Source organism: Streptomyces sp. NBC_00341, assembly GCF_041435055.1.
Lineage (GTDB): Bacteria > Actinomycetota > Actinomycetes > Streptomycetales > Streptomycetaceae > Streptomyces.
Genome location: NZ_CP108002.1, coordinates 2515287 through 2540761, shown reverse-complemented (window position 1 = coordinate 2540761; position 25475 = coordinate 2515287). Strand labels below are relative to the sequence as shown.

25 protein-coding genes, 1 tRNA gene and 1 pseudogene are annotated in these 25475 nt (G+C 69.6%); 13 read left to right on the top strand and 14 right to left on the bottom strand.

Annotated elements, in window-relative coordinates; genetic code table 11:
- Positions 1 to 166: 166 nt before the first annotated feature.
- Positions 167 to 820: pseudogene (locus OG892_RS11365) on the bottom strand (TetR/AcrR family transcriptional regulator); the annotation flags it as partial.
- Positions 821 to 1059: 239 nt separating this feature from the next.
- Here OG892_RS11365 and OG892_RS11360 point away from each other — a divergent pair.
- Both OG892_RS11360 and OG892_RS11355 read left to right on the top strand, forming a co-directional pair.
- Entirely contained in the window at positions 1060 to 2547 is a 1488-nt protein-coding gene (locus OG892_RS11360) for an MFS transporter (protein ID WP_371631618.1), read from the top strand.
- Between the two features lie 216 nt (positions 2548 to 2763).
- A complete protein-coding gene (locus OG892_RS11355; protein WP_328867203.1) occupies positions 2764 to 3147 on the top strand; it encodes a peptidase inhibitor family I36 protein in 384 nt (127 codons plus the stop codon).
- A 70-nt stretch (positions 3148 to 3217) separates the two neighbouring features.
- Here the strand turns inward: OG892_RS11355 and aceE are convergent, their stop codons facing one another.
- Positions 3218 to 5959, bottom strand: a complete 2742-nt coding sequence (gene aceE / locus OG892_RS11350; protein ID WP_371629053.1) for a pyruvate dehydrogenase (acetyl-transferring), homodimeric type — start codon at positions 5957 to 5959, stop codon at positions 3218 to 3220.
- Positions 5960 to 6498: 539 nt separating this feature from the next.
- Between aceE and OG892_RS11345 the strand changes: the two genes are divergently transcribed.
- From OG892_RS11345 to OG892_RS11320, 6 genes are all read left to right on the top strand, one after another.
- Positions 6499 to 6939, top strand: a complete 441-nt coding sequence (locus OG892_RS11345) for a DUF3052 domain-containing protein (RefSeq protein ID WP_073735865.1) — start codon at positions 6499 to 6501, stop codon at positions 6937 to 6939.
- Between the two features lie 251 nt (positions 6940 to 7190).
- Positions 7191 to 7649 (top strand): peroxiredoxin, encoded by a 459-nt coding sequence (locus tag OG892_RS11340; RefSeq protein WP_073735864.1) that lies wholly within the window; start codon positions 7191 to 7193, stop codon positions 7647 to 7649.
- A gap of 150 nt (positions 7650 to 7799) precedes the next feature.
- Positions 7800 to 8375: a TerD family protein gene (locus OG892_RS11335; protein ID WP_024491201.1), complete on the top strand. Its 576-nt coding sequence runs from the start codon at positions 7800 to 7802 to the stop codon at positions 8373 to 8375.
- Between the two features lie 149 nt (positions 8376 to 8524).
- A complete protein-coding gene (locus OG892_RS11330) occupies positions 8525 to 9100 on the top strand; it encodes a TerD family protein (protein WP_073735863.1) in 576 nt (191 codons plus the stop codon).
- 70 nt (positions 9101 to 9170) lie between these two features.
- The gene (locus OG892_RS11325; RefSeq protein ID WP_073735862.1) at positions 9171 to 10328 is read left to right on the top strand and encodes a DUF475 domain-containing protein; all 1158 of its coding nucleotides are present in this window, start codon (positions 9171 to 9173) and stop codon (positions 10326 to 10328) included.
- 173 nt (positions 10329 to 10501) lie between these two features.
- Positions 10502 to 11236 carry a Tellurium resistance gene (locus OG892_RS11320; protein ID WP_073735861.1) on the top strand — a complete coding sequence of 245 codons (735 nt, stop codon included), beginning with the start codon at positions 10502 to 10504 and terminating at the stop codon, positions 11234 to 11236.
- A 57-nt stretch (positions 11237 to 11293) separates the two neighbouring features.
- Here OG892_RS11320 and OG892_RS11315 read toward each other — a convergent pair whose 3' ends face one another.
- Positions 11294 to 12175: a TerD family protein gene (locus tag OG892_RS11315; RefSeq protein ID WP_371629052.1), complete on the bottom strand. Its 882-nt coding sequence runs from the start codon at positions 12173 to 12175 to the stop codon at positions 11294 to 11296.
- Between the two features lie 221 nt (positions 12176 to 12396).
- Here OG892_RS11315 and OG892_RS11310 point away from each other — a divergent pair, with 221 nt between their 5' ends.
- From OG892_RS11310 to OG892_RS11295, 4 genes are all read left to right on the top strand, one after another.
- Positions 12397 to 13560, top strand: coding sequence for an HpcH/HpaI aldolase/citrate lyase family protein (locus tag OG892_RS11310; protein WP_371629051.1), 1164 nt, complete (start codon positions 12397 to 12399; stop codon positions 13558 to 13560).
- Positions 13561 to 13696: 136 nt separating this feature from the next.
- Positions 13697 to 16276, top strand: coding sequence for a phosphoribosyltransferase (locus tag OG892_RS11305; RefSeq protein WP_371629050.1), 2580 nt, complete (start codon positions 13697 to 13699; stop codon positions 16274 to 16276).
- A complete protein-coding gene (locus OG892_RS11300) occupies positions 16273 to 17139 on the top strand; it encodes an HAD family hydrolase (protein WP_371629049.1) in 867 nt (288 codons plus the stop codon). Before OG892_RS11305 ends, OG892_RS11300 begins: the two co-directional genes overlap by 4 nt.
- Before the next feature lie 122 nt (positions 17140 to 17261).
- Positions 17262 to 17921 (top strand): O-methyltransferase, encoded by a 660-nt coding sequence (locus OG892_RS11295; protein WP_371629048.1) that lies wholly within the window; start codon positions 17262 to 17264, stop codon positions 17919 to 17921.
- Between the two features lie 42 nt (positions 17922 to 17963).
- Here OG892_RS11295 and OG892_RS11290 read toward each other — a convergent pair whose 3' ends face one another.
- The 4 genes from OG892_RS11290 to OG892_RS11275 form a co-directional block, all read right to left on the bottom strand.
- Positions 17964 to 18182 carry a zinc ribbon domain-containing protein gene (locus OG892_RS11290; protein ID WP_371629047.1) on the bottom strand — a complete coding sequence of 73 codons (219 nt, stop codon included), beginning with the start codon at positions 18180 to 18182 and terminating at the stop codon, positions 17964 to 17966.
- 96 nt (positions 18183 to 18278) lie between these two features.
- Positions 18279 to 18890, bottom strand: coding sequence for a DUF4383 domain-containing protein (locus OG892_RS11285; RefSeq protein WP_073735855.1), 612 nt, complete (start codon positions 18888 to 18890; stop codon positions 18279 to 18281).
- A 199-nt stretch (positions 18891 to 19089) separates the two neighbouring features.
- Positions 19090 to 20484: a hypothetical protein gene (locus tag OG892_RS11280; RefSeq protein ID WP_371629046.1), complete on the bottom strand. Its 1395-nt coding sequence runs from the start codon at positions 20482 to 20484 to the stop codon at positions 19090 to 19092.
- Positions 20485 to 20555: 71 nt separating this feature from the next.
- A complete protein-coding gene (locus tag OG892_RS11275) occupies positions 20556 to 21320 on the bottom strand; it encodes a DUF4097 family beta strand repeat-containing protein (RefSeq protein WP_242436688.1) in 765 nt (254 codons plus the stop codon).
- A gap of 249 nt (positions 21321 to 21569) precedes the next feature.
- Between OG892_RS11275 and OG892_RS11270 the strand changes: the two genes are divergently transcribed.
- Positions 21570 to 21644 (top strand) — tRNA-Val (locus OG892_RS11270).
- Between the two features lie 100 nt (positions 21645 to 21744).
- On the opposite strand, the gene OG892_RS11265 is transcribed toward OG892_RS11270, so the two are convergent.
- From OG892_RS11265 to OG892_RS11235, 7 genes are all read right to left on the bottom strand, one after another.
- Complete coding sequence (locus OG892_RS11265; RefSeq protein WP_371629045.1) at positions 21745 to 22881, bottom strand: tyrosine-type recombinase/integrase; 1137 nt, start codon at positions 22879 to 22881, stop codon at positions 21745 to 21747.
- Positions 22881 to 23093: an excisionase family DNA-binding protein gene (locus OG892_RS11260; protein WP_371629044.1), complete on the bottom strand. Its 213-nt coding sequence runs from the start codon at positions 23091 to 23093 to the stop codon at positions 22881 to 22883. Before OG892_RS11260 ends, OG892_RS11265 begins: the two co-directional genes overlap by 1 nt.
- The gene (gene repSA / locus OG892_RS11255) at positions 23086 to 24471 is read right to left on the bottom strand and encodes a replication initiator protein RepSA (protein ID WP_371629043.1); all 1386 of its coding nucleotides are present in this window, start codon (positions 24469 to 24471) and stop codon (positions 23086 to 23088) included. The genes OG892_RS11260 and repSA overlap by 8 nt, the downstream gene beginning before the upstream one ends.
- Positions 24468 to 24662 carry a hypothetical protein gene (locus tag OG892_RS11250; RefSeq protein WP_371629042.1) on the bottom strand — a complete coding sequence of 65 codons (195 nt, stop codon included), beginning with the start codon at positions 24660 to 24662 and terminating at the stop codon, positions 24468 to 24470. Before OG892_RS11250 ends, repSA begins: the two co-directional genes overlap by 4 nt.
- Positions 24663 to 24751: 89 nt before the next feature.
- Positions 24752 to 25072, bottom strand: a complete 321-nt coding sequence (locus OG892_RS11245) for a SpdD-like protein (RefSeq protein WP_371629041.1) — start codon at positions 25070 to 25072, stop codon at positions 24752 to 24754.
- A 23-nt stretch (positions 25073 to 25095) separates the two neighbouring features.
- Entirely contained in the window at positions 25096 to 25251 is a 156-nt protein-coding gene (locus tag OG892_RS11240; protein ID WP_123526237.1) for a hypothetical protein, read from the bottom strand.
- A gap of 12 nt (positions 25252 to 25263) precedes the next feature.
- Entirely contained in the window at positions 25264 to 25455 is a 192-nt protein-coding gene (locus tag OG892_RS11235) for a mobile element transfer protein (protein ID WP_362539379.1), read from the bottom strand.
- Positions 25456 to 25475 lie beyond the last annotated feature (20 nt).

The window sequence follows — 25475 nt, the reverse complement described above, 5'->3', positions numbered from 1 at the left end:
CCCGACTGTCGGGAATGGAACGCCTCTTCCCTCACGCTCCGTACGGGCCACCCGTACGCTCCGCCGAGCTCGGCACCCCGCAGGTGTCGCATCCGCTCTGCGTGGTCCGCGTGTTGTGACCTTGGCCATACGCCGGGTCCGAGACATGCGGCACACGGCCCTTGGCGGGCGTGCGCCAGTCCTCGGCCAGGGCCGGCCCCAACTGGTCGAGATACACCTCGGTCAGCGTCCGCAGCGAGTCCATGCTGGTCTCCCGGCCGTGCCCCCACAGCTGGCCGGTCACCCGCATCACCCCGCAGAACGCGGCGACGGCGACGCGCGGGCGCGGGTCCCGCTCCACGTCCAGGCCCTCGCGCTGCGCGATCAGCAGGGCTATCTGGTTCTCCAGCTCACTGTTGCGCCGCAGGTGGGCGGCGAGCAACGAGGGTGTCGATTCGATCATCTGGTACGTACGCATGTGGAGTTCGACCGGGACGAGGGCCTCGATGGCTTCCCCGATACTGTCCCAGGCGCACAGGACCGCGCGGCGCATCGCCTCGAAGGGGGCTTCCGGCGCGGGCCGTTGGCTCAGTTCCGCGATGAAGCGCGACTCCACCATCTCCTGGACGGCGAAGGCGGCCGACTCCTTGCCGGCGAAGTAGCGGAAGAAGGTGCGCTGGGAGACCTCCACCGCGTCGACGATCTCGTCGACGGTGGTCTCCTCGTACCCCTGGGTGGTGAAAAGATCGAGGGCGGCATGGAGCAGTGCGTCCCGGGTGCGGCGCTTCTTGCGCTCGCGCAGCCCGGTCGGATGCTCGGCGGTTTGTTGCCCGTCGGTCACTGAGCTGGTCCTCTTTCCCCTGCTTTGTCCAGCTCAGCTTACCTGTGAGCTACGTGACAGTTACCGACTTGTGAAATGGTTTGTCAACTGTCAGCGACTGACACTAATCTCCGGGTATGACTAGTCAGACCACCGTCGAAAAGGCACCGCGGGAGCCCCGGGATGCCCCTGTTCCCGCACCTGCCAAGGGGCTGCGCGGCCACCCCTGGCTGACGCTGTTCTCCGTGGCCATCGGCGTGATGATGGTTGCGCTCGACGGCACGATCGTCGCGATCGCCAACCCCGCGATCCAGAAGGACCTCGGCGCCTCGCTCGCGGACGTCCAGTGGATCACCAACGGCTACATGCTCGCCCTCGCGGTCTCCCTGATCACCGCGGGCAAGCTCGGTGACCGGTTCGGCCACCGCCAGACCTTCCTGATAGGCGTCGTCGGCTTCGCCGCGGCGTCCGGTGCCATCGGCCTCTCCAGCAGTGTCACCCTGGTCATCACCTTCCGGGTGCTCCAGGGCCTCTTCGGCGCCCTGCTGATGCCGGCCGCGCTCGGTCTGCTCCGCGCCACCTTCCCGGCCGAGAAGCTGAACATGGCGATCGGCATCTGGGGCATGGTGATCGGCGCCTCGACCGCCGGTGGCCCGATCCTGGGCGGCGTGCTCGTCGAGCACGTCAGCTGGCAGTCCGTCTTCTTCATCAACGTGCCGGTCGGCGTGGTCGCGCTCGTGCTCGGCGTGCTGATCCTCAAGGACCACCGCGCGCAGAACGCGCCGCGCTCCTTCGACTTCGCGGGCATCGCGCTGCTGTCCGGCGCGATGTTCTGCCTGATCTGGGCCCTCATCAAGGGCTCGGAGTGGGGCTGGGGCGACCCCAAGACGATCGGCTTCCTGATCGCCGCCGTCGCCCTGTTCGTCGGGTTCGCCCTCGTCCAGCAGCGCGTCAGGGAACCGCTGATCCCGCTGGCGATGTTCCGCTCCGTGCCGCTCTCCGCCGGTACGGTCCTGATGGTGCTGATGGCCTTCGCCTTCATGGGCGGCCTGTTCTTCGTCACCTTCTACCTCCAGAACGTGCACGGCATGAAGGCCGTCGACGCCGGTCTGCACCTGCTGCCGCTGACCGCGATGATGATCGTCGCCTCGCCGCTGGCGGGCTTCCTGATCACGAAGTTCGGCCCGCGGGTCCCGCTGGTCGGCGGCATGGTGTGCACCGCGATCGCGTGCTTCGGCATGTCCCAGCTGACCGTCGGCACCGGCACCGTCACCATGTCGATCTGGTTCGCCCTGCTCGGCCTCGGCCTCGCGCCGGTCATGGTCGGCGCCACCGAGGTCATCGTCGGCAACGCCCCGATGGAGCTCTCGGGTGTCGCGGGAGGCCTCCAGCAGGCCGCGATGCAGGTCGGCGGCAGCCTCGGTACGGCCGTCCTCGGCGCCATCATGGCCGCCCGGGTCGACGCCGAGCTCGCCGACAACTGGAAGGACGCACAGCTGCCCCCGCTGTCGGGCGAGCAGCTGGACCAGGCGTCCCAGGCCGTCAAGGTCGGCATTCCGCCGGTCGCCCCCGGCACCCCGCCCGAGGTCGCCGGCAAGATCGTGAACGTCGCCCATGACACGTTCGTGTCGGGCATGAGCACGGCGTTCATGGTCGCGGGCATCGTCGCGGTGATCGCGGCCCTGGTCGCCACCCTCACCAAGCGCGGTGAGAACGCGGAGGCGGGCGCGGGCGCCGGTCACATCTGATCCGACCCCCCCCACGGGAGCTGGTCACATCTGATCCGCCCCCCCCCCGTCCCGGCGCCGGAAGGCGTCAACACAGTGCACACGACAGCCCCGCCGGAACGCTCCGGCGGGGCTGTCGCCTATCAGGGTGGTAAGGCCCCCGGCCCCTTCCCGGACGCCCGCCCCGCAGCTCAGGCTGGGTGCGGAAGATCCACATCAGCACGGGGGTTCACTCACATGCGTACAACCGTTGTCGGCGCCGTCCTGGCCGCCACCGCCCTGGCCGTCACCGCTCTGCCCACCGGCCTGGCCCCGCCCGCCGAGGCCGCGCCCGTCCGGCTCGGCGCCTGCGGGAGCGGTCAGCTCTGCCTCTGGGCGAAACCGGAGTTCGCCGGCGGCCGGCAGGTCCACGAGCTGTCCACCATCGACATCGACAGCTGTGTGCCGCTGCCGGCGGGCTCCACCGGCCAGGCGCTCGCCAACCGCACCGGCCGCCCGGTCACCACCTACCAGTCGGCCGAGTGCGGCGAGACCGGTGAGTTCGACACCTATCCGGGCGGCGGAACCTGGGTGCCGCAGTCCCCGTACCAGGTGCGCGCCTTCAAGGTCTGGGAGAACTGACCCGGAGAACACGACGGGGCGGCGGGACCTCCCGGTCCCACCGCCCCGCCCGTACCGCCGTGCGTGCCGGTTACGCGTCGCCGCCCGCGGCCCCCGGATCGGCCGAGGCCACATCCAGCAGGTCATAGCGGTCGACCGCGGTCTTCAGCGCCGAACGGTCGACCTTCCCGTCCTTCGCCAGCTCGGTGAGGACCGCCAGGACGATCGACTGCGCGTCGATGTGGAAGAACCGGCGTGCCGCGCCCCGCGTGTCCGCGAAGCCGAAGCCGTCCGCACCCAGCGACTGGTACGCACCGGGCACCCAGCGCGCGATCTGGTCCGGTACCGACCGCATCCAGTCCGAGACCGCGACGAACGGGCCCTGCGCGCCGGAGAGCTTGCGCGTCACGTACGGGACGCGCTGCTCCTCCTCCGGGTGCAGCAGGTTGTACCGCTCCACGTCCACGGCCTCGCGCCGCAGCTCGTTCCAGGAGGTCGCCGACCAGACGTCCGCCTTCACGTTCCACTCGTCCGCGAGGATGCGCTGCGCCTCGACCGCCCACGGGACCGCCACACCGGACGCCATGATCTGGGCGGGGATCTCGCCCTTCTCGCCGCTGCTGTAGCGGTAGACGCCCTTGAGGATGCCCTCGACGTCCACATCGGCGGGCTCGGCCGGGTGCTGGATCGGCTCGTTGTACACGGTGAGGTAGTAGAAGACGTCCTCGTTCTCCTCGGGCGTCCCCCCGTACATCCGGCGCAGACCGTCCTTGACGATGTGCCCGATCTCGTACCCGAACGCGGGGTCGTACGCGACACAGCCCGGGTTGGTCGAGGCGAGCAGCTGCGAGTGGCCGTCCGCGTGCTGGAGGCCCTCGCCGGTCAGCGTCGTACGGCCGGCGGTGGCGCCCAGCACGAAGCCGCGCGCGAGCTGGTCGGCCATCTGCCAGAACTGGTCGCCGGTCCGCTGGAAACCGAACATCGAGTAGAAGACGTACACCGGGATCAGCGGCTCGCCGTGCGTGGCGTAGGCCGATCCGGCGGCGATCAGCGAGGCGGTGCAGCCCGCCTCCGAGATGCCGTCGTGCAGCAGCTGGCCGGTCGGGGACTCCTTGTACGCGAGCAGCAGATCGCGGTCCACCGACTCGTACTGCTGACCCAGCGGGTTGTAGATCTTCGCACTCGGGAAGAACGCGTCCATGCCGAAGGTGCGGTACTCGTCGGGCGCGATCAGCACGAAACGCTTGCCGATCTCCTTGTCCCGCATGAGGTCCTTCAGGATGCGGACGAACGCCATGGTGGTGGCGATCGACTGCTGGCCCGAGCCCTTCTTCGCGCTCGCGTACGCCTTGTCGTCGGGCAGCGCCAGCGGCTTCGCCCGCACCACCCGGGTCGGGACGTAACCGCCCAGGCCCTTGCGGCGGTCGTGCATGTACTGGATCTCCTCCGAGTCGCGGCCCGGGTGGTAGTACGGCGGGTTGCCGTCCTCCAGCTGGGAGTCCGCGATCGGGATGTGCAGCCGGTCCCGGAAGCGCTTCAGGTCCTCGGCCGTGAGCTTCTTCATCTGGTGGGTCGCGTTGCGGCCCTCGAAGTTCGGCCCCAGCGTCCAGCCCTTGACCGTCTGCGCCAGGATCACCGTCGGCTGGCCCTTGTGGGCCTTGGCCGCCGCGTACGCCGCGTAGACCTTGCGGTGGTCGTGACCGCCGCGGCCCAGGTGCAGGATCTGCTGGTCGGACATGTCCTTGACCATGTCCCGCAGCCGGGCGTCGTCACCGAAGAAGTGATCGCGGATGTACGCGCCCGTCTCGGTGGCGTACGTCTGGAACTGGCCGTCCGGCGTGGTGTTCAGCTTGTTGACCAGGATGCCCGTGCGGTCCTGCGCGAGCAGCGGGTCCCAGGAGCGGTCCCAGACGAGCTTGATGACGTTCCAGCCGGCCCCGCGGAACTGCGACTCCAGCTCCTGGATGATCTTGCCGTTGCCGCGCACCGGGCCGTCGAGCCGCTGCAGGTTGCAGTTGACGACGAAGGTCAGGTTGTCCAGGCCCTCACGGGCGGCGATGGAGAGCTGGCCGAGCGACTCCGGCTCGTCCATCTCGCCGTCCCCGAGATACGCCCAGACGTGCGAATCGGAGGTGTCCGCGATACCGCGCGCCTCCATGTACCGGTTCATCCGCGCCTGGTAGATCGCGCCCAGCGGGCCCAGACCCATCGAGACGGTCGGGAACTCCCAGAAGTCCGGCATCAGCCGCGGGTGCGGGTAGCTGGACAGGCCGTTCGGCGCCTTCGACTTCTCCTGGCGGAAGGCGTCGAGCTGCGCCTCGCTCAGCCGGTCCAGCAGGAAGGCGCGGGCGTAGATCCCGGGGGAGGCGTGCCCCTGGAAGAAGATCTGGTCGCCGCCCTTGCCGTCGTCCTTGCCGCGGAAGAAGTGGTTGAAGCCCACGTCGTACAGCGAGGCGGAGGACGCGAAGGTGGCGATGTGGCCACCCACGCCGATCCCCGGACGCTGAGCCCGCGACACCATCACGGCCGCGTTCCAGCGGGTCGCGTTGAGGACCTTGCGCTCGACGTCCTCGTCGCCGGGGAAGAACGGCTCGTCCTTCGTGGCGATGGTGTTCACGTAGTCCGTGCTGCGCATCTCCGGCACCGCGACGCGCTTCTCGCGTGCGCGCTCGATGAGCCGGAGCATGAGGTAGCGGGCCCGCTCGCGGCCCCGCTCGTCGACGGCGGCGTCGAGGGAGTCGAGCCATTCCTGGGTCTCTTCGGGATCGAAATCCGGGACCTGACTCGGAAGGCCGCCAATGATGATCGGGTTGCGATCGGATCCGGAAGCCACGCTGTTCCTTCGCTGTTCGGTGCTGCGCTTCGGGGCCTGGTTGCGGGATTCACGCCCCCGGGATGTGTACACGTACGCCGTCCCATCGTGTACCGCGAGGGCGCAAACGTCACCTCTACCGAAGGGTAACCAGGGGCTTTCCGGGACACCGTGTCACCGGACGGCCCAAGCCCCGGATGGGCCGCGCCGGAGCGGGTATCCGGGAGGCGGGAGGCGTGTTGTGGGCAGGTCGGGCAGGATGGGTCGGGCGAAACCGCAACCATACGCCCAAGTCGTCCAAGTGTTCCCAAACACTGCTCGACTCCGATTGCCGGACCGAAACGGCATAAGCTGTTCAAGGACGTAAAGGGTGTGGACGGTAGCGCAGGCTCCGGCAAGGGGCCGCCAACAGTGCGGCGACGTGGCACGAAACGTCACCGTTTAGGCGGTCTCGTGCCCTGGGTACTTGCGCGATCCGCCGCTCCCGTGTGGACTACGGCCAACGCCCCGCGTACGCGCGTGGCTGCAGCATTTTCCGAAACATGATCAGGAGGCAACCCGTGAGCGCGACCGCGGACCACGCGGAGGAGCGGACCAACCCGGCAGCACGCCTGGGGTTCGAGCCCGGACAGGTGGTCCAGGAGATCGGCTACGACGACGACGTCGAGCTGGAGCTCCGTGAGGGCATTGAGGCCACTATCGGCCAGGATCTCGTCGACGAGGACTACGACGACGTCGCAGACGTCGTCCTGCTCTGGTTCCGCGACGAGGACGGCGACCTTACGGACGCGCTGGTGGATGCCATTGGTCTGCTCGAGGAAGGCGGCACGGTCTGGCTGATGACGCCGAAGACCGGCCGTGACGGATACGTCGAGCCGAGCGACATCAACGAGGCTGCCCAGACAGCCGGTCTCGCCCAGACCAAGAGCATCAGTGCGGGCAAGGACTGGACGGGCAGCCGTCTGGCCACACCGAAGGTGGCGGCCAAGCCCAGGCGCTGAACCGCATATCGCCACTGGAGGCCCCCGACGGCAGCAAGCCGCCCGGGGGCCTTCGTATACCCGTCTCGCCCGCAGCCCGCCCGGGGACACCCGTCGGCAGCCGTGAAGCCCCGGCAGCGGCCCGCAGGGACCTGCGAGGACCCGCGGGGTGACCTTCTGCGGGTGCCGCACGGCCGCCAGGGGCATCTGCGTAGGGTGGTGGGAGTCACCCGGACAGCCCAGCCCGGCGACGTAGCGAAGGGACGCGTTTCATGGCGATCGAGGTCGGCACCAAGGCCCCGGATTTCGAGCTGAAGGACAATCACGGCCGGACCGTGAAGCTCTCCGAATTTCGCGGCGCCAAGAACGTGGTGCTGCTGTTCTACCCGTTCGCCTTCACCGGCGTCTGCACGGGTGAGCTCTGCGCCCTGCGCGACGAGCTGCCCACGTTCGAGAACGACGACACGCAGCTGCTCGCCGTCTCCAACGACTCCATCCACACCCTGCGCGTATTCGCCGAGCAGGAGGGCCTGGAGTACCCGCTGCTGTCGGACTTCTGGCCGCACGGCGAGACCTCGCGGGCGTACGGCGTCTTCGACGAGGAGAAGGGCTGCGCGGTGCGCGGCACCTTCATCATCGACAAGGAGGGCGTGGTGCGCTGGACGGTCGTCAACGGCCTGCCCGACGCGCGCGACCTCAACGACTACGTCAAGGCGCTCGGCACTCTCTGATCCGAGATCCGGGGGATCTCCGGGCGACCCCCGGCCAAAAGCCTGTTTTGGCCGGGAACCGGTCACTAGGATCCACTCGTTGATCCGATGCCAACGCAACGTGGAGGCGCCGGCACCGGCCGGCCCCCAAGGAAACCAATGGGAGGACTCATGGGAGTCAGCCTCAGCAAGGGCGGCAACGTCTCGCTGACCAAGGCCGCGCCCAACCTGACCGCGGTCATCGTGGGTCTGGGCTGGGACGCTCGTACCACCACCGGTGGAGACTTCGACCTCGACGCCAGCGCCCTGCTGACGAACGCCGAGGGCAAGGTCGGCAACGACGGCAATTTCGTCTTCTTCAACAACCTCAAGAGCCCCGACGGCTCCGTCGAGCACACCGGTGACAACCTCACCGGTGAGGGCGAGGGCGACGACGAGGTCATCAAGGTCAACCTGGCCGGTGTCCCGGCCGATGTCGACAAGATCGTCTTCCCGGTCTCGATCTACGAGGCCGAGTCGCGCCAGCAGAGCTTCGGCCAGGTGCGCAACGCGTACATCCGCGTGGTCAACCAGGCCGACAACAGCGAGCTCGCCCGCTACGACCTGAGCGAGGACGCCTCGACGGAGACCGCCATGGTCTTCGGCGAGCTGTACCGCAACGGCGCGGAGTGGAAGTTCCGTGCCATCGGTCAGGGCTACGCCTCGGGTCTGCGCGGCATCGCGCAGGACTTCGGCGTCAACGTCTAGGACCGTGACCGGCTACTAGACCCGCCGGTTCCGGGCCCGCGCACGCGCGGCCCCGGGCAGGCACCAGCACGTCCCCGTCCGGCGCCGCACCCTGTGCGGCGCCGGACGCGCTCAACAGACGGTTCATCCACTCGGGGAGGACACACACCATGGGCGTCACACTCGCCAAGGGAGGCAATGTCTCCCTCTCCAAGGCCGCACCCGATCTCACCCAGGTACTCATCGGGCTCGGCTGGGACGCACGATCCACCACCGGGGCCGATTTCGACCTCGACGCCAGCGCGCTGCTGTGCCAGTCGGGCCGGGTGCTCGGTGACGAGTGGTTCGTGTTCTACAACAACCTCACGAGCCCCGACGGCTCCGTGGAACACACCGGTGACAACCTCACGGGTGAGGGCGAGGGCGACGACGAGTCCGTCATCGTCAACCTCACCCAGGTGCCGGCCCATTGCGACAAGATCGTCTTCCCGGTCTCGATCCATGAGGCCGACAGCCGCGGCCAGACCTTCGGGCAGATCAGCAACGCGTTCATCAGGGTGGTGAACCAGGCCGACGGTCAGGAACTCGCGCGTTACGACCTGAGCGAGGACGCCTCGACGGAGACCGCGATGATCTTCGGTGAGCTCTACCGCTATGGCGGCGAGTGGAAGTTCCGTGCGGTGGGGCAGGGGTACGCGTCGGGACTGCGGGGCATCGCTCTAGACTTCGGGGTCAACGTTTCGTAAAGCCGCGCTCGGCGCGGGGGAGCCCCGTACTCACCGGGGGAGACCCGTTACATAAATGATGGGGTAGCCAGTGCTTCTGAAAACCTTCGGCTGGTCGTTCGCGATTACCGCGATCGGCCTGGTCGCAGCGTGGTTCTACGGGGGGTGGGAGGCCTTCGGAGTAGTGGCGATCCTCACCGTCCTGGAGATCTCGCTGTCCTTCGACAACGCGGTGATCAACGCCGGAATCCTGAAGAAGATGAGTGCCTTCTGGCAGAAGATCTTCCTCACGGTCGGTGTGCTCATCGCGGTCTTCGGTATGCGGCTGGTGTTCCCCGTCGTGATCGTGGCCATCACTGCCAAACTGGGTCCGATCGAGGCCGTTGATCTTTCCTTCAATGACCCGGACCGCTACAAGGAACTGGTCACGGACGCCCACCCGGCGATTGCCTCCTTCGGTGGGATGTTCCTTTTGATGATCTTCCTCGACTTCATCTTCGAGGACCGTGACATCCAGTGGCTGCGCTGGATCGAGCGCCCGCTCGCCAAGCTCGGCAAGGTCGACATGCTGTCGGTCTGCATCGCGCTGATCGTCCTGCTGATCACGTCGATGACGTTCGCGGCCAACGCGCACCAGCACGGCGGCGGCCACGCGGACAAGGCGGAGACGGTCCTGCTCGCGGGAATCGCGGGTCTGATCACCTATCTCATCGTCGGCGGGCTCTCCGGCTTCTTCGAGGACAAGCTCGAAGAGGCGGAGGAACGCGAGCACGAGGAGGAGGAACAGGCCAAGCGGACCGGCAAGAACGTCTCCGCGGTCGTACTCTCCGGCAAGGCCGCGTTCTTCATGTTCCTCTACCTGGAAGTGCTCGACGCGTCCTTCTCGTTCGACGGCGTGATCGGCGCGTTCGCCATCACCAACGAGATCGTGCTGATGGCGCTGGGCCTCGGTATCGGTGCCATGTACGTCCGTTCGCTCACGGTCTACCTGGTCCGCCAGGGCACCCTGGACGACTACGTCTACCTGGAGCACGGCGCGCACTACGCGATCGGCGCGCTGGCCGTCATCCTGCTCGTCACGATCCAGTACGAGATCAACGAGCTCATCACGGGTCTCGTCGGGGTCGTCCTGATCGCCTGGTCGTTCTGGTCGTCGGTCCGGCGCAACAAGGCGCTGGAGGCCGAAGGCGGCGGCGGAGACGGTGGCGGGGACGGTGGTTCCACGTCCGAAGTGCCCGCCGGGGTGTGACCCGGTAGGTAATGAGGAACGCTCTCTGCGGGGCGGCTCGTACGGTGAAGGTCTTCGGGAAGATCCCGGACCCGGCCCGGAGCCGCCCCGCAGCGGTGCGTGCGTCGTGTGTGGCGCATGCGGCGGGTGCGGGGCCGGGTATCCGGCGTGGCCGATATGTGTGGGGGTTGGGGATGGCGTTCTGGGACAACTTGTGGCCGGGGCGGGAAGCGCAGTTCGAGTCGGGCAACGCGGCCACCAACTCCATCGTGCTCTCGCGGCGGCATGCCACGGTCTCGCTGACCAAACAGGGCGCGCTGACCGGCAACCTCCGGGTCAACCTCTCCTGGCGGATGCGCACCTCCGACATCGAGGGCCGGTCGCGGCAGAGCGGCCGGCTGCTGAGACCGCTCAAGCTCTTCAAGCCGGACGTGGTCCAGGCGCACACCCAGGGCGTGGTCAACGTCGACCTGGACCTGGGCTGCATGTACGAGCTGGCGGACGGCACCAAGGGCGTGGTGCAGCCGCTCGGCAACCTGATCGGTGACCTGAACGCGCCGCCCTACATCAGGCTCAGCGGCGACGACCGCTTCGGCGCACCGTCCGGCGAGACGGTCTACGTCAACCTCGACCAGCGCGACCAGATCAAGCGGCTGCTGTTCTTCGTCTACATCTACGACCAGACCCCGGCCTTCGACCGTACGCACGCCAAGGTGACGCTCTACCCGGGCAACGGGCCGCGCATCGAGATCGAGCTGGACGAGCGGGCCCCGCAGGCACGCTCGTGCGCCGTGTTCACGGTGGAGAACGTCAAGGACGAGCTGATCGTGCGGCGCGAGGTGAAGTTCGTCTACGGCTTCCAGTCGGAGCTGGACCGGCTGTACGGCTACGGGATGCAGTGGGGACGCGGCTACAAGTCCCGGACGTAGGGGCCGGGGGTGTCCGGGTTCAGCCGAGTGTTCGAGGGCGGGTCCGAGGGTGTCCGCTCAGGGGCGTATGAACTGCGGCCCCTGCGGCGGCAGGACGAAATTCGGGTCCGGGGCGTGTGCTGCCGCCGCCGCGGGCTGCGGATAGCCGTACGCGGGCTGCGCGGAGGCCGGCTGGGGGTAGCCGTACGCGGGCTGCGGCGCCGCGGGTACGGGCGGGGCCACGGCCGGCTGCGGGTAGCCGTACGCGGGCTGCTGGTGCTGCACGGTGAGCTGCGCGTCCGGGTCAGGCGCCGGTGCGGGCGGGAAGGCCGGTACGGGTGGGACGGGCGGTGCGGACGTTACGGGCAGTGGTGCCTGGGCCTGGGCCGGAGTCGGTTCGGGATCGGCCGAGGCCGCCGTTTCGTCGACCGAGATGCCGAACGCGGTCGCGAGACCGACGAGGCCGGTGGGGTAGCCCTGCCCCACGGCCCGGAACTTCCAGCCATCTCCGCGCCGGTACAGCTCGCCGCAGATGATCGCGGTCTCCGCGCCGGTCTCCGGCCGGATCTCGAACACCGCGAGCGGCTCACCGCTCGCCGCCGCCGCGTCGAAGAGCATGATGGACAGATCGCGCACCTGTTCGAAGGAGGCGCCGTCGGAGGACGCGGCGATGACGACCTGGTCGACCGAGGGGTCGAGTGCGTTCAGGTCGGCCTCGATGGTGTCCGTCAGCCCGGTGGCGAGGCTCCGCTTCGGCAGTCGTCGTACCAGGCCGGAGGGGTGGCGGGGCTGGTTGTAGAAGACGAAGTCCTCGTCCGAGCGCACGCGGCCGTCGGAGCCGAGCAGCAGGGCCGAGGCGTCCACGTCCGGGACCCCGTTGCCCGGGGTCCAGCGCAGCACCGCCCGTACGGCCATGGCGTCGAGTGGGACGTTCGAGCCTTTCACCATCGCGTGCGTCATGGCGGTCATCCTGCCTGCTGGCCGCCCCCGCGGACAACGTGGGGGTCGCGAGTCGCGTCCCGGCGGAATACCGGAAGCGCCGCGTCCGCACCCTGCCGAACCATCGCCAAATGGACGAGTTACCCGGAATTCATGTGGCCAGGGAACTGCCGACACCCGTCCGTACGTACTATTACCGGCCACACGTTGTCCGATCGGTCAGGTAGCACGGGGGGAATCAGATGCGTCATTTCGGTCATATCGCACCGGCTGTCAGGGACGGCCTGTTCTTCCAGGAGCCGTGCTCCTTCGACGCCGACGCACCGCCCCGGATCCTCTCGGCCGCGCTGGGCGCCACCCTCTACAGCCCCGCCACCCGGCCGACGCTCGCCGACGACGTGATCAAGCAGGCGGCCAGGGGCGTCGTCTCCATGGTGCTGTGCCTGGAGGATTCGATCGACGACTCCGAGGTGGCCGGAGCCGAGGAGAACCTGGTCGGCCAGTTCGCGGAACTCGACGCGCGCGGCGGTGAGCTGCCGCTCCTCTTCATCCGGGTCCGTGAGCCGCACCAGATCACGGACCTGGTGCGCAGGCTCGGTGATTCCGTCCGACTGTTGTCCGGATTTGTACTTCCGAAGTTCACGCAGGAGCGTGGTGTGCCCTTCATGGAGGCGCTCACCAAGGCCGAGGGCGCCGGTGGCCGGCGGCTCTTCGCCATGCCTGTGCTCGAATCGCCCGAGCTGCTCCATCTGGAGACCCGGCGGGAAGTCCTCCAGGAGATCGCCGCCACGGTCGGCTCGTACCGGGACCGGGTGCTCGCGCTACGGCTCGGCGTCACCGACTTCTGCTCGGCGTACGGACTGCGCAGGGCGCCCGACATGACCGCGTACGACGTCCGGATCGTCGGTGACGTCATCGCCGACGTGGTCAACGTGCTGGGCCGGGCGGACGGCACCGGCTTCACGATCACCGGACCCGTGTGGGAGTACTTCCGGCTCCAGGAGCGCATGTTCAAGCCGCAGCTGCGCCGCAGCCCCTTCCTGGAGGGCCGGGCCGAAGAACTGCGCACCGCGTTGATCGAGCACGACCTGGACGGCCTGCTGCGGGAGATCGAGCTGGACCGGGCCAACGGCCTGCTCGGCAAGACCTGCATCCACCCGTCGCACGTCGCACCCGTGCACGCACTGTCGGTGGTCAGTCACGAAGAGTTCAGCGACGCCCAGGACATCCTGCGGCCGGAGAGCGGGGGCGGCGGAGTGCTGCGGTCCGCGTACACGAACAAGATGAACGAAGTGAAGCCGCACCGGGCCTGGGCCGAGCGCACCCTTCAGCGGGCCGAGGTCTTCGGGGTGGCCAGGGAAGACGTGGGCTTCGTGGAACTGCTGGCCGCGAGCCTCGCGGAATGAGCCTGTTCGGGTGAGGGTGGTCCGGTGACGGTGTTTGTACGACGGTCCCGGGCGGTCCCGGGTGCGGGTGCGGATGGGCGTGGCTCCGAGTGCGATCCGATGAGCGGGCGCACGGCTGAGGAAAGAGACGACGAACGTGGTGTGGTCGGGTAGCTGGGTCGCGGAGCGGCTGGGCGTCGAGCTGGTGGGCGACGCCGAACTGCGGGAGCTGCTGGGCCTCGCCCTGCGGCGCAACCCCAAGCGGGCGCATCTGCTCGTGTCCCATGTGCTCGGCAAGCACGTGCCGCAGTACCCCTCTGTGGTCTACGGCGCCGGATTCCAGCTCGGCCGCCGGGTGCGGGAACTCCTCGGGGAGGCCGGGTCACGGCACGCGGTCGTGCTCGGCTACGCGGAGACGGCCACCGGCCTCGGCCACGCGGTCGCCGACGGGCTCGGCACCGCACCGTATCTCCACTCGACGCGCCGCCCCGTGGCGGGCGTGGCGCGGGCGGGCGGATTCGAGGAGTCGCACTCGCACGCCACCTCGCACCTGCTGCTGCCGGAGGACCCGGACCTGCTGACGGGCGACGCGACGGCTTCGTATCCGGCCGACCCGGCTGCTGCGGACTCCGCCGACGCGGTGCTCGTGCTGGTCGACGACGAGTTCTCCACCGGCAACACCGTCCTCAACACCATCCGGGCCCTGCACGAGCGCTACCCCCGCAACCGCTACGTGATCGTGGCCCTGGCCGACATGCGCTCACCGGCCGACCGCGGCCGGCTGGCCGAGTTCGCGGCGGAGATCGGCGCCCGCGTCGACCTGGTGGCGAGGAACGCGGGCACGGTCCGCCTCCCGGACGGCGTCCTGGAGAAGGGGCAGGCGCTGGTCGCGGCGGAGGAGGCGGCGCAGGACCTGGCGCAGAGCGCCGGAGCGGCGGCACCGCAGACCGCGTCCGGTGCTCCCCGCCCCTGTACCCGGGTGGACCTGCGCTGGCCCGCCGGTGTGCCCGACGGCGGCAGGCACGGCTTCACCCCCGAGCACCGCGCCACCCTGGAAGCGGCCCTCCCCGCCATGGCGGACCGCGTCGCCGCCGAGCTGGACGACACGGCGCGCCGCGTACTGGTCCTCGGCTTCGAGGAGCTGATGTACGCCCCCCTGCGTCTGGGCACCGCGCTGGAGGACCGCCTCGACGCCGAGGTCCGCTACTCCACCACGACCCGCTCCCCGGTCCTGGCGGTGGACGACCCGGGCTACGCGATACGCACCCGGCTGGTCTTCCCGGCCCACGACGACCCGGCCGACGGCCCCGGTGCCCGGTACGCGTACAACGTCGCGGGCGCCGGTTTCGACGCGGTCGTGGCCGTCGTCGACTCCACCGCCGACACGCCCGAACTGCACGCCCCCGACGGACTGCTGGCGCGGCTCGCCCCGCACACGGCCCAGGTCCTCCTCGCGGTGGTGCCCTCGTACATACCGGCCGATGCGATACCCGCGATGTCCGGCCCGTCCACGGCCTCCGTCCCCTCCACCGCCTCCGTCCCGTCGCCGTCCCCCGACCGCCAGGAAGAACCCCGCATGCTGCCCGAGCCCCTCCGCGGCCCCGCCTTCTCCTCCTACGCGCCCGACGAGGTCGGCTGGCTGCTCCAGGACCTCTCGGACACCGAGCTGGAGGCCCCCACGGAGGAGCGCGAGGAGGCGATACAGAGCGGCGGCGCGCACTACGCCGAGTCGCTGCCCGTCGAGTACCAGCCGTCCGACCAGTACCAGGACCTGTTCAAGGCGGCCCTGGACCTGTCGGCCGCCCGGATCGCCCGCGCCGTCGGTGCCGTCACCGAGACCGTCCTCGCCGAGCGCGGACCCCGCCCCGTGCTGGTCTCGCTGGCCAGGGCCGGCACGCCCGTCGGCGTACTGATGCGCCGCTGGGCCCGCCACCGCCACGGCGTCGACCTGTCGCACTACGCCGTCTCCATCGTGCGCGGCCGGGGCATCGACGCCAACGCCCTGCGCTGGCTGGCCGCCCACCACAACCCGGCCGACGTCGTCTTCGTCGACGGCTGGACGGGCAAGGGCGCCATCACCCGCGAACTGGCCGCGGCCATCGCGGAGTTCGAGGAGACCGACGGAACCGAGGGCTTCAACCCGGAGATCGCGGTCCTGGCCGACCCCGGCGGCTGCGTCCGCACGTACGGCACCCGCGAGGACTTCCTGATCCCCTCGGCCTGCCTCAACTCCACGGTGTCCGGCCTGATCTCCCGTACCGTCCTGCGCTCCGACCTGGTCGGACCGGACGACTTCCACGGCGCGAAGTTCTACCGCGAGCTCGCCGGTTCGGATGTCTCCGGACACTTCCTCGACACCGTCGCGGACCGGTTCGGTGAGGTCGCGGAAGCGGTCGACGCCGATGCCAAGGAACTGCTCACCGCCGACCGCGCACCCACCTGGGAGGGCTGGGCCGCCGTGGAGCGCATCAGCGAGGAGTACGGCATCCACGACGTGAACCTGGTCAAGCCGGGTGTCGGGGAGACGACCCGGGTCCTGCTGCGCCGGGTCCCCTGGAAGATCCTCGCCAAGCGCGGCGCCGGTGCGGACCTGGAGCACATCAGGCTGCTGGCCGAGCAGCGCGGCGTCCCGGTCGAGGAGGTCGACGATCTTCCGTACACCTGCGTCGGACTGATCCACCCCAAGTACACGCGCGGGGCGACCGGTGCGGACGGCAAGGCGGTGGAGTCCAAGTGACGCTCCCCGCGCCCTCCCCGGTGACGCTCCCCGCGCCCTCCCCGGTGACGCTGGTCGCCAGCGACCTCGACCGCACCCTCATCTACTCGGCGGCCGCACTCCAGCTCCCGATGCCGGACGCGGAGGCCCCCAGGCTGCTCTGCGTCGAGGTGTACGACCACAAGCCGCTCTCGTACGTCACGGAGACGGCGGCGGAACTCCTCGTCGAACTGGCCGGCTCCACGGTCTTCGTGCCGACCACCACCCGTACCCGTGAGCAGTACCACCGCATCCATCTCCCGGGACCCGCACCCCGGTTCGCGATCTGCGCCAACGGCGGACACATCCTGGTGGACGGCGAGTCCGACCCGGACTGGCAGCGGACGGTGACCCGCCGGCTCGCCGACGAGTGCGCCCCGCTCGCCGAGATCCGCGCCCACCTCATATCCGCCGCCGATCCCGCCTGGCTGCTCAAGGAGCGGGTCGCGGAGGACCTCTTCGCCTACCTCGTGGTCGACCGGGCCCTGCTGCCCCCGGACTGGAGGCAGCAGCTGGCCGAATGGGCGGAGCCGCGCGGCTGGTCCGTCTCGCTCCAGGGCCGCAAGATCTACGTCGTGCCGAGGCCGCTCACCAAGAGCGCGGCGATGCGCGAGGTGGCCCGCCGCGCGGGCGCCACGCTCACGCTCGCCGCCGGTGACTCCCTCCTGGACGCCGACCTGCTGCTCGCCGCCGACCACGGCTGGCGCCCCGGCCACGGCGAACTGGCCGACGCGGGCTGGAGCGCCCCGCACGTGGAGGCGACCGCGGAGCGGGGCGTGGCCGCGGGCGAGGAGATCCTGCGGCGCTTCCTGCTGCGGAGGTCGAGCCCGGTCCGGGCGGCCTGACACCCGGGAGCCCATGCCGGCCGCCACGCCGTCGAATCCGCTCGAACCGGCGGTGACCGGCGGCTACAGTCGCCGCGTTCCCGCCCGCCGGGGGAGCACGCGGCAGACCAAGGAGTTGTGCGATGACCAAGGGAAACGAAACCAAGATCACGGACGAGCTGTACGCCTACATGCTGGCGCACAACCCGCCGCTGGACGCGGTGCAGCGCGAGCTCGTCGAGACCACGTACGCCCGTCTCCCCGACCACGCGGGCATGCAGTCGGCAGAGGAGCAGGGCCCGCTGCTGGCCTTCCTCGTCCGGCTGACCGGGGCCCGTCACATCGTGGAGGTCGGCACCTTCACCGGCTTCTCCGCCCTGTCGATGGCCCAGGCCATGCCCGCCGACGGACGGCTGATCGCCTGCGACGTCTCGGAGGAGTGGACGGCGTACGGCCGTGAGGCATGGGCGAAGGCGGGCGTGGCCGACAGGATCGACCTGCGGATCGCCCCCGCCCTGGAGACCCTGCGCGCGATGCCCACCGAACCGCACATCGACTTCGCCTACCTCGACGCGGACAAGGGCAGCTACATCCCGTACTGGGAGGAGCTGGTGCCCCGCATGCGCCGGGGCGGCGTCATCGCCACGGACAACGTGCTCTTCCACGGCCGCGTGACCGACCCGGACGCGACCGGCGGAGCTGCGGCCATCAAGGAGTTCAACGACCACGTGTCCGCCGACGCGCGGATGGACAGCGTGCTGCTCACGGTGTCGGACGGCCTGACCCTGTCGCGCAAGCGGTAGCCCTGGCGGTAGCGGTAGCGGCCGTATGCCGCGGCGGCCGGGTCAGCCGCAGCAGCCCCCGCCGCAGCAACCGCCACCGCCGTCGCCGCCCGAAGGCGCGGGCGCGGAACCGGCCGAGCCGCCCACAGCGACGGTGGAGAGAAGCTTCACGGTGTCCTCGTGCCCGGCGGGGCAGGAGGCGGGGGCCGAGGACTGGGCCATCGGACGACGGAGTTCGAACGTGTGTCCGCAGGAGCGGCAGCGGTACTCGTAACGAGGCATGTGCTCAGGCTATCCGCAGGGACCGGATTCCAGGCAGAGGCAGAGGCACTCCTACAGGTACCACTACCGGCACCGGCCCTGCGGGCCCCTGCGGGGTTATACCCGTCGCCCGGAGGAGGGCGGGACGACAACGGGCATCTCCTCGACCTGCCTGCGCCGCGTGAGCCGCTCCTCCTCCGCGACCTCCTCGGGATGGCGGGCTCGCCAGTACGGGTTGTCGTGGGCGAGTCCGCCGCTGACGCGCCCGTACATCCCGAACATCATCAGCAGCAGCCCGACGACAAAGCTGAACAGCACGTTCTGGATCTGGAAGGCGAGGAAGTTCATCCCGGTGTCGAGCAGCGCGAGGTTCACGAAGCCGCTGAGGACGAAGACGATGCCGATGACCATGTTGAGGGTCGAGGCGAAGTTGCCGCCGATCACCATCCCGATGAACAGCAGCAGCCCGACACAGATCGACAGCACGCTGAGCGCGCCGTTGGTGCTCAGGCCGGCGACGGTGTCACCACCGGTGTCGAAGAAGCCGATCTTGTCGATCAGCCCCAGGATGCCGAAGGCGAGCAGCACCAGACCCATCAGCCCCGCCCCCACCCGGTAGACGCGGCTGAGGCGGTGGTCGACCGGGAGGTGCTCATCGAGTCGAGTGGCCCTGCGGTGAGCGGCGGGTCGACGGGCCGGACGCAGTACATGGGGCGCATGGGTCGCCATGGAGGAGCCTCCTTCGGCCACTACCAGGATCGCTCGGCGACGGGTACGCCGCACCCCGGCACCCGTACGTCAGCACACGAGCACACGGGCACAGGAGCACACGAGCACAGGGCACACGAGCACAAGGGCACACGGGCATACAGGCATACCGGACGGCTCTGACGGGCCCTGATGGCTCTGAAGGCCGGCGCGGGAGGGCTCAGGTGCCGGCCCCGCGCTCCTCGCGGATCTCGGACACGACGTGCGCGGCGGTCTGGCGTACGCCTTCCGTGACGGTCAGGAAGTGCCAGTAGTCGGGATGGCGTCCCTCAAGACCGCTGACGGCCTGATCGAGCCGGGCCACGGCGTCGTCCAGCGGACGGGCGTGGCGCGGCTCGGGGGTGTTGCGCCCGGCCATGGCCAACCGCTGGGCGTCCCGGATCGCGAACCGGGTCCGCTGGATCTCCTGCTGCGGGTCCTTGGCCACCTCGTTCAGCCGGTGCAGCCGGTCACCGGCCGCGGACACCGCTTCGTCGGTGGCGTTGAGCAGGGCCCGTACCGTACTCAGGCGGGAGGTCGCATCGGCCCAGCGCTGCTCGCTGCGCGCCTTCGCGGCCTCCTTGAGCTTCTCCTCGGCCTGGCGGACGTTGACCGCGGCCTGCTCCGGAACGGGCTGGAGGTCCTGCCAGCAGGCGGCAGAGAACCGTCGCCGCAACTCGCTGAGCACGGGCTCGACGGAAGACGCCCGGGTCGTCAGGGCCTCGGCGCGCGTACGCAGCGTCACCAGCCGGCGGTCGATCTCGGCGGCCCGCTCGGGCAGCTGAGCCGCCTCGGCCCGTACCGCCTCCGCGTCGCGCAAGACCTGATCGGCCCGCTGGAGGGTCTCGGCCACACCGTGCCGGCCGGCGCCCTGGTTGAGCTTGGTCAGCTCGGGGGCGAGGGCGGCGAGCCGTGCGGCCAGCTCATCCGCCCGCAGTCCGGACTCCCGCACCGCGTCGAGAGCATTGCTCGCGGACAGGAGCGCCTGCCGGGCCCGCTCCACAGCCGGCGCGAGCCGCGCGAGCTGGGTCTCGGCGCTGCCGAGCAGCGGCCCGAGACCGGCCGCGTAACGGTCCAGCTCGCCCTTGACCCGTACGAGGTCGTTCTTGGCGGAGGACAGCTGGGCCTTGGCCTGTGCGGCGACCGACGGTTCAAGATCGTCCCGGTCGAGATCGTGTGCGTCGACGGCGGCGATGTAGGCGCTGCTGACCGCGTCGATGCTCCGCCCGAGCGCGGCGAAGCCGTCCACGGCCTTGCGCGCGGCGGGAGAGCTGTCCACCGCGGTGATCGTCTCGATGGAGATCTGCAGATCGCGCTGGGCCGTGTCCAGCTCGACGAAGGCCTCGGCGGCGGCGTCCTTCGCGGCCTGCGCCTCGGCCCGCTGCCCCTCCCCACGCCCGCCGAACCAGCGCCGTGTGCCACCACCGGCGAAGGCGCCCGACAGGGCGCCCGCGAGCAGGGGCACCGGCAGCAGTATCAACACGAGGACATCGCGGACCCCACTCGTCCGACGGACATCCCTGACGGCGGAACTCGCACCCGCTCTCGCCTGCGGCTTCGCGTGTGTCGCCGTCACATCCCTCTCCCGTGCCGATTCGCCCTGCCCGGTACATTCTCCCACCAGGTAAGGACGAACACACGGGCCGGTTAGTTCGCGGTTCGCACCGTGACTTCGCCGTTGTTGCTCCGGGCCTTCACCACATGGGAGCTGTTGTCGCTGCGCGGCACCTCCACCGACGTGTTCCCGTTGTCGGCGCTGGCGCTCACCGCGTACGAGGTGCTGCCGCCCGGCAGCTCGATGACGACCTTGCCATTGTCACTGCTGGTGTCCACCAACGCGGGCACAGCGGAGAACCCGAGCCGCACCGCACCATTGTCCGAGTCGGCCTCGACCGACGCTCCGGAGATCCCCTCCGCGACGATGCCGCCGTTGTCGCTGTCCAGCTTCAGCGGCCCACTGGCGTCGCGCACGGTCACCTTGCCGTTGTCGGAGCGCAGGTCGAGCGCGGTGTCGAAGCCCGACGCCGTGACCTTCCCGTTGTCCCCGCGCACGGTGACCGCCACCCCGCGCGGCACCTTCACCTGCTGCTTGGACGCACAGTTGCTGATCAAGGCATCGCACTTCACCTTCAGCGTCAACGTGCCGTCGTGCATCTCCCAGCGCGGATCGGGCCCGCTCCCGAGCACCACCCACCCGTCGACCTGCCGGGTCACCTCGACCTTCTTCACGTCCGCGGGTACGAGCTCCAGCGTCGTGTTGGACGTCTCGATGGTCAGCGTCTTCCCGCTGAACGCGAACGACTTGTGCTCGACCGGTGCGTCGTCGGTATCCGCGCCGCCGCAGCCGGAGAGCACGAGCGCGGCAAGCACCGCTCCGCCGGACGCGATGAGTGTTCGGGTGTGGTGTGCCACGGTGTTCGTCCCCCAGGTCGTGCGCCGGCCGATTCCCTCTACTGCGTTCCGGCTCACGGTATGTGTGCAACGGCAGCCCGGGGAATCAGGACGACCACCGTATGCGGGGTGGGGCTATCCCCCGTCTCTCCCCGTCCCGTGCCTGCCTTTGCGGGCTGCCCGTACGAGTGCGGTTGCCGCCGGGCCGCTGCCGCCGGCAACCGTTTGTAACCAGGGGCTGTAGTCCATGTAGGCTGTTCCCTCATCCACGGGTGCGTAGCTCAGGGGTAGAGCGCTGCTCTTACAAAGCAGATGTCGGCAGTTCGAAACTGCCCGCGCCCACCAGCAGGACACACGGAGAAGGCCCAGGTCACCGGCAGTATGCCGAGAGCCTGGGCCTTGTTCGTTCGTCCGCGAATCAGGTGGGGGAGTGGCGTCGTGCCATTCACGTGCCAGATGCGTCGTCGGGCTCTGCCGGCCGGGCCTTTCTGATCTGCTCGTCGACGTGAGCGGCGATCGCATGGTCGCGGCCGTTCACCAGGTGCTGGTAAATCAGCGCGGCACGCACCGACGAGTGGCCCATACGCTGCATCAGTTCCCGTGTGGTCGCACCGCCGGTCGCGGCGAGTGTGTTCCCGGTGTGGCGCAGATCGTGGAAGTGGACGTCTCCCAGACCTGTCGTCGCCAGGGCTCGCAGCCACAGGCGGCGGAAGTTGTTCCGGCGAAGCTGCCCGCCCCTTGCTCCCGTGAAGACCAGCCTGGTGCGACCTGGCTCGGCGTAGACATCAAGGTGAGCAGCCAGGCTCTCCGTCAGCGAGGCAGGGAAGGCGACGGTACGCACACCTGCCGCGCTCTTGGGTGCCTTGACCAGGATGCCGTGCGAGCGGGTCTCGGCCAGGGCACGCCTCACGGCGACGGTTCGCCGTTCGAGGTCGATGTCATGGCGCTGGAGCGCGGCGAGCTCCCCGAAGCGGAGGCCGGTGAAGGCCGCCAGGAGGATGAAAACCCGGAAACGCGCAGGCACGGCGTCGGCGAGCTGGAAGACCTCCGTGACATCGAGGAACGGCCGTTCGGCTGTCTTCGCTGCCCCAGCGCCCTTGATACGGCAGGGGTTCCGCTGGATCAACTCGTCGTCGACTGCGGTGTTCATGATGGCGCGGAGGATCTGGTACGCCTTGGCGACCGTCGGTTCACCAACACCGGACTCCAGGAGGCCGGCACGCCAGCGGCGGATCTGCGGTGTGGTGATCTCGCTCAGGACCACGTTCGCGAAGGTAGGCAGGACGTGGAGACGTAGCGCGCTGCCGTTGCGCTCGCGGGTGGTCGCCGCGTAGTCGCGCTCCTTGAACCAGGCGTCGGCGTAGACCCCGAAGAGGACCTTGTCGTCCGGGTTCTTCCACCGGCCGTCGAGGATCTCCGCTTCCTTGCGGACGAGCCACCGATCAGCGTCGGTCTGAGTGGGGAAGGTCTCCGGAGCCGAACGCAGCAGACCATCCGGGCCGGGATACCGGGCCTGAAAGCGGCCGGACGGCAGCTTGCGGACCGAACCGAAGCGGCGGCGTTTGCCCTTCTGGTTCGCCATCACGCCACCGCCCCGAAGCGCCGCAGACTCGTGACGATCGGCTGGACGGTGTGGGCCGCTATGAAGTCGGTCAAGGCGTTCTCAGGGATGCGGACATGCCTCCCCACCTTCACGAACACGATCCGCCGTTCGGCGATCAGGCGCCGCGGGAAACGCGCAGTTGTACCGAGGAGTTGAGCGGCCTCCTCCACCGTGAGCAGTCGGTCAGTCATGCGGCTTGTCTCCTTCCAGGGCGAGGGCTTCGCGGGCGGTTTCTCGGTTGTGTTGCAGGTCTCTGGCGATCGAGGCGGCAAGGATCGATTCGCCGGGGCTGTGGCCTGGTCCGGCGTACTGCCAGTCGGTGAGGAGGAGGACGGTCGGGTCCTGGTCCGGGTCGGGCAGGCCGAGTTCTTCGCGCTGCTGGGCTGCGCGGTAGTCGGCGCGAATCTGGCGGAGTGCGCCGAGGGTGGTGGAGTAGCGGCGGGACTTGGTGGAGAAGTGGCCGCGGAAGCCGAGCATGTGTGCCCAGGCCCTCAGCCGCCGGTCCGGGTAGAGCGCATCGAGATCGAAGCAGGCTTCGATGAGGCGGCGCGGGTGGTCGGGTACGTCGAGGAGGGCCAGGGCCTCGCGGTTGCCGATGCGGCGGTCGACGGTGCCGGTCGTCTCGGCTGCTTTGGTCGCGTACTTGGCGACGTAGGAGGCGACAGCCTGTTCGGTGATGTCGGTCCCGGCGTCGAAGGCGCGGATGGGGCGGATGTCGAGCTGGGTACCCCAGCGCAGCGGGCGGGCGGCTTGGCCGGCGGCGGCCGGGACGGTGATGGTCGTGTACGAGTGAGCGGTGGCGGCGCGGATGGAGTCGCTGAGCAGCTGCACGGAGGCCCAGGAGGGTGGCGGGCTGTCGGGCCCGTCCGAGCCGTCGAGGCGCATGACGGCGTGGAAATGGACGGCGCCGCGCTTCTGGAACTCGGCGACCTTGCCGTACGAGACCCTTGCCGCTTCTTTGAGTTCGCGTTGGGTCAGGCCGGCGCGGGCGGCGATCTCGCGGCGGAGGCGATTGGTGAAGCGCTGCCAGAGGTCCCCGGCGTGGTTGTTAAAGAGGACCGCGCCCGCGTAGTCGTACGTGTCGGGGTCGAGCGGGGTGCCGAGGGCATCGTCATCCGGCCTGTGGGCGGTGCCGCAGCGGCAGCGGCCGGAGTCGGGACGGTTATGGACCGGGCCGAAGGACGGGGCGGTGAGCGTGGTGAAGACGCGGGGATGGCCGCGGACGGTGGCGGGGACGTCCTTGTCCTGGTCGCCCGCGAGTCCGGCGCGGATCAGGTGGTAGGTGTCGGCGGAGTAGGTCCAGGCGCAGGCCGGGCAGCGGGAGGCGCGGCGGTTGCCGCAGGCGACGCGGAGCCGTCCTCCGGGCTCGGTGCTGGTGGAGTAGCGGTGCAGGGTCTGGCCGGTGGTCCTGTCCTTGGTGAGGGTCCAGCCGGATAGGTGGATGGGGTTGGAGCAGCCGCCCGTGCGGCGGATCTGGTCCTGCCAGCGGTCGAAGCCGGTGGACCCGGCCACCCGCAGCAGATCGCCGAGGATGGCCGGGTCCAGGCTCGCGAGGATCGAGTCCGTCACGCGTGCTCCCGCTGGACGACCGGGGCCGGAGTCGCGGTGCGGGCCGAGCCGGTGCCGCGGCAGAGGCGGCAGGCGACCAGAAGGGTGCCGCGGGTGCCGTAGTCGAGGAGCGTGCCGGCGTCGATGGCGACGACGGGGAAGCCGTTGCAGTCCGGGCAGAGACGCAGCGGGGCAGGGCTGTGCTGGGCCATGATGGCGGTCCTTTCGGCTGCGGTTGGAAGGGACTGGACTGTCCGGGCGGCGGCGATGCTTGGCGGCTTGTGCGCCGTCCGGGGTCCGGTCAGCGGTGCTGGTCTGCGGAAGTGATGAGCGAGCGGATAACCAGGGCGCAGATGGCGATGGATGCGCCGGTGACGGCGACCGCGAGGAGCATCGAGACCAGGACCGCGCCGACGACCAGGACGACGGCCGTCCCACCTCCCACGAGGGCGACGACGGCGCCGGGCGTGAACTGGACGGTGGGCCTGGCCGCAGCGGTCGGGACACTCAGTGGGGTAGGGCTCGGCGGGGTGTGCTGGACCGCGGCGGTCGGCTCGACGACGGTCGGTCGGGTGATGAGGCCGGCGGGCTGGGGCATGGTCGGAACCTTGGGCTTGAACATGGTGGATCTCCCTTCGCGGGTGGTTACTTGACGGCGGTGTCGATGGCGGGGGCAAGGAGGCTGTCGGCGAGGAGGTAGCCGCCGAGCAGGAGGACGGCGACGAGCCACAGGGGCGGGCGGATGAGCTTGATGCCGAGCCAGCCGACGATGATCAGGGCGAACCAGAGCGGGACATCCACGGGGGCGTTCTCCTATCGGGCGGTGCAGCGGTGGGTGCGGGCAGCCAGTTGGGCGGCGCTCTGGCTGGAGTAGTCGGCGGACCAGCCGCAGCGGTCAGCGCTGCAGACGGCGGCGTGCTTGGTCTGGCCGCGGCGGTCGCGGTGGGTGCCGATCTGCACGGGGCCGATCCGCATCACGGAGTGGAAGTGGTCACGAGCGGGCATGGCGGTGGTTCTCCCGTCTG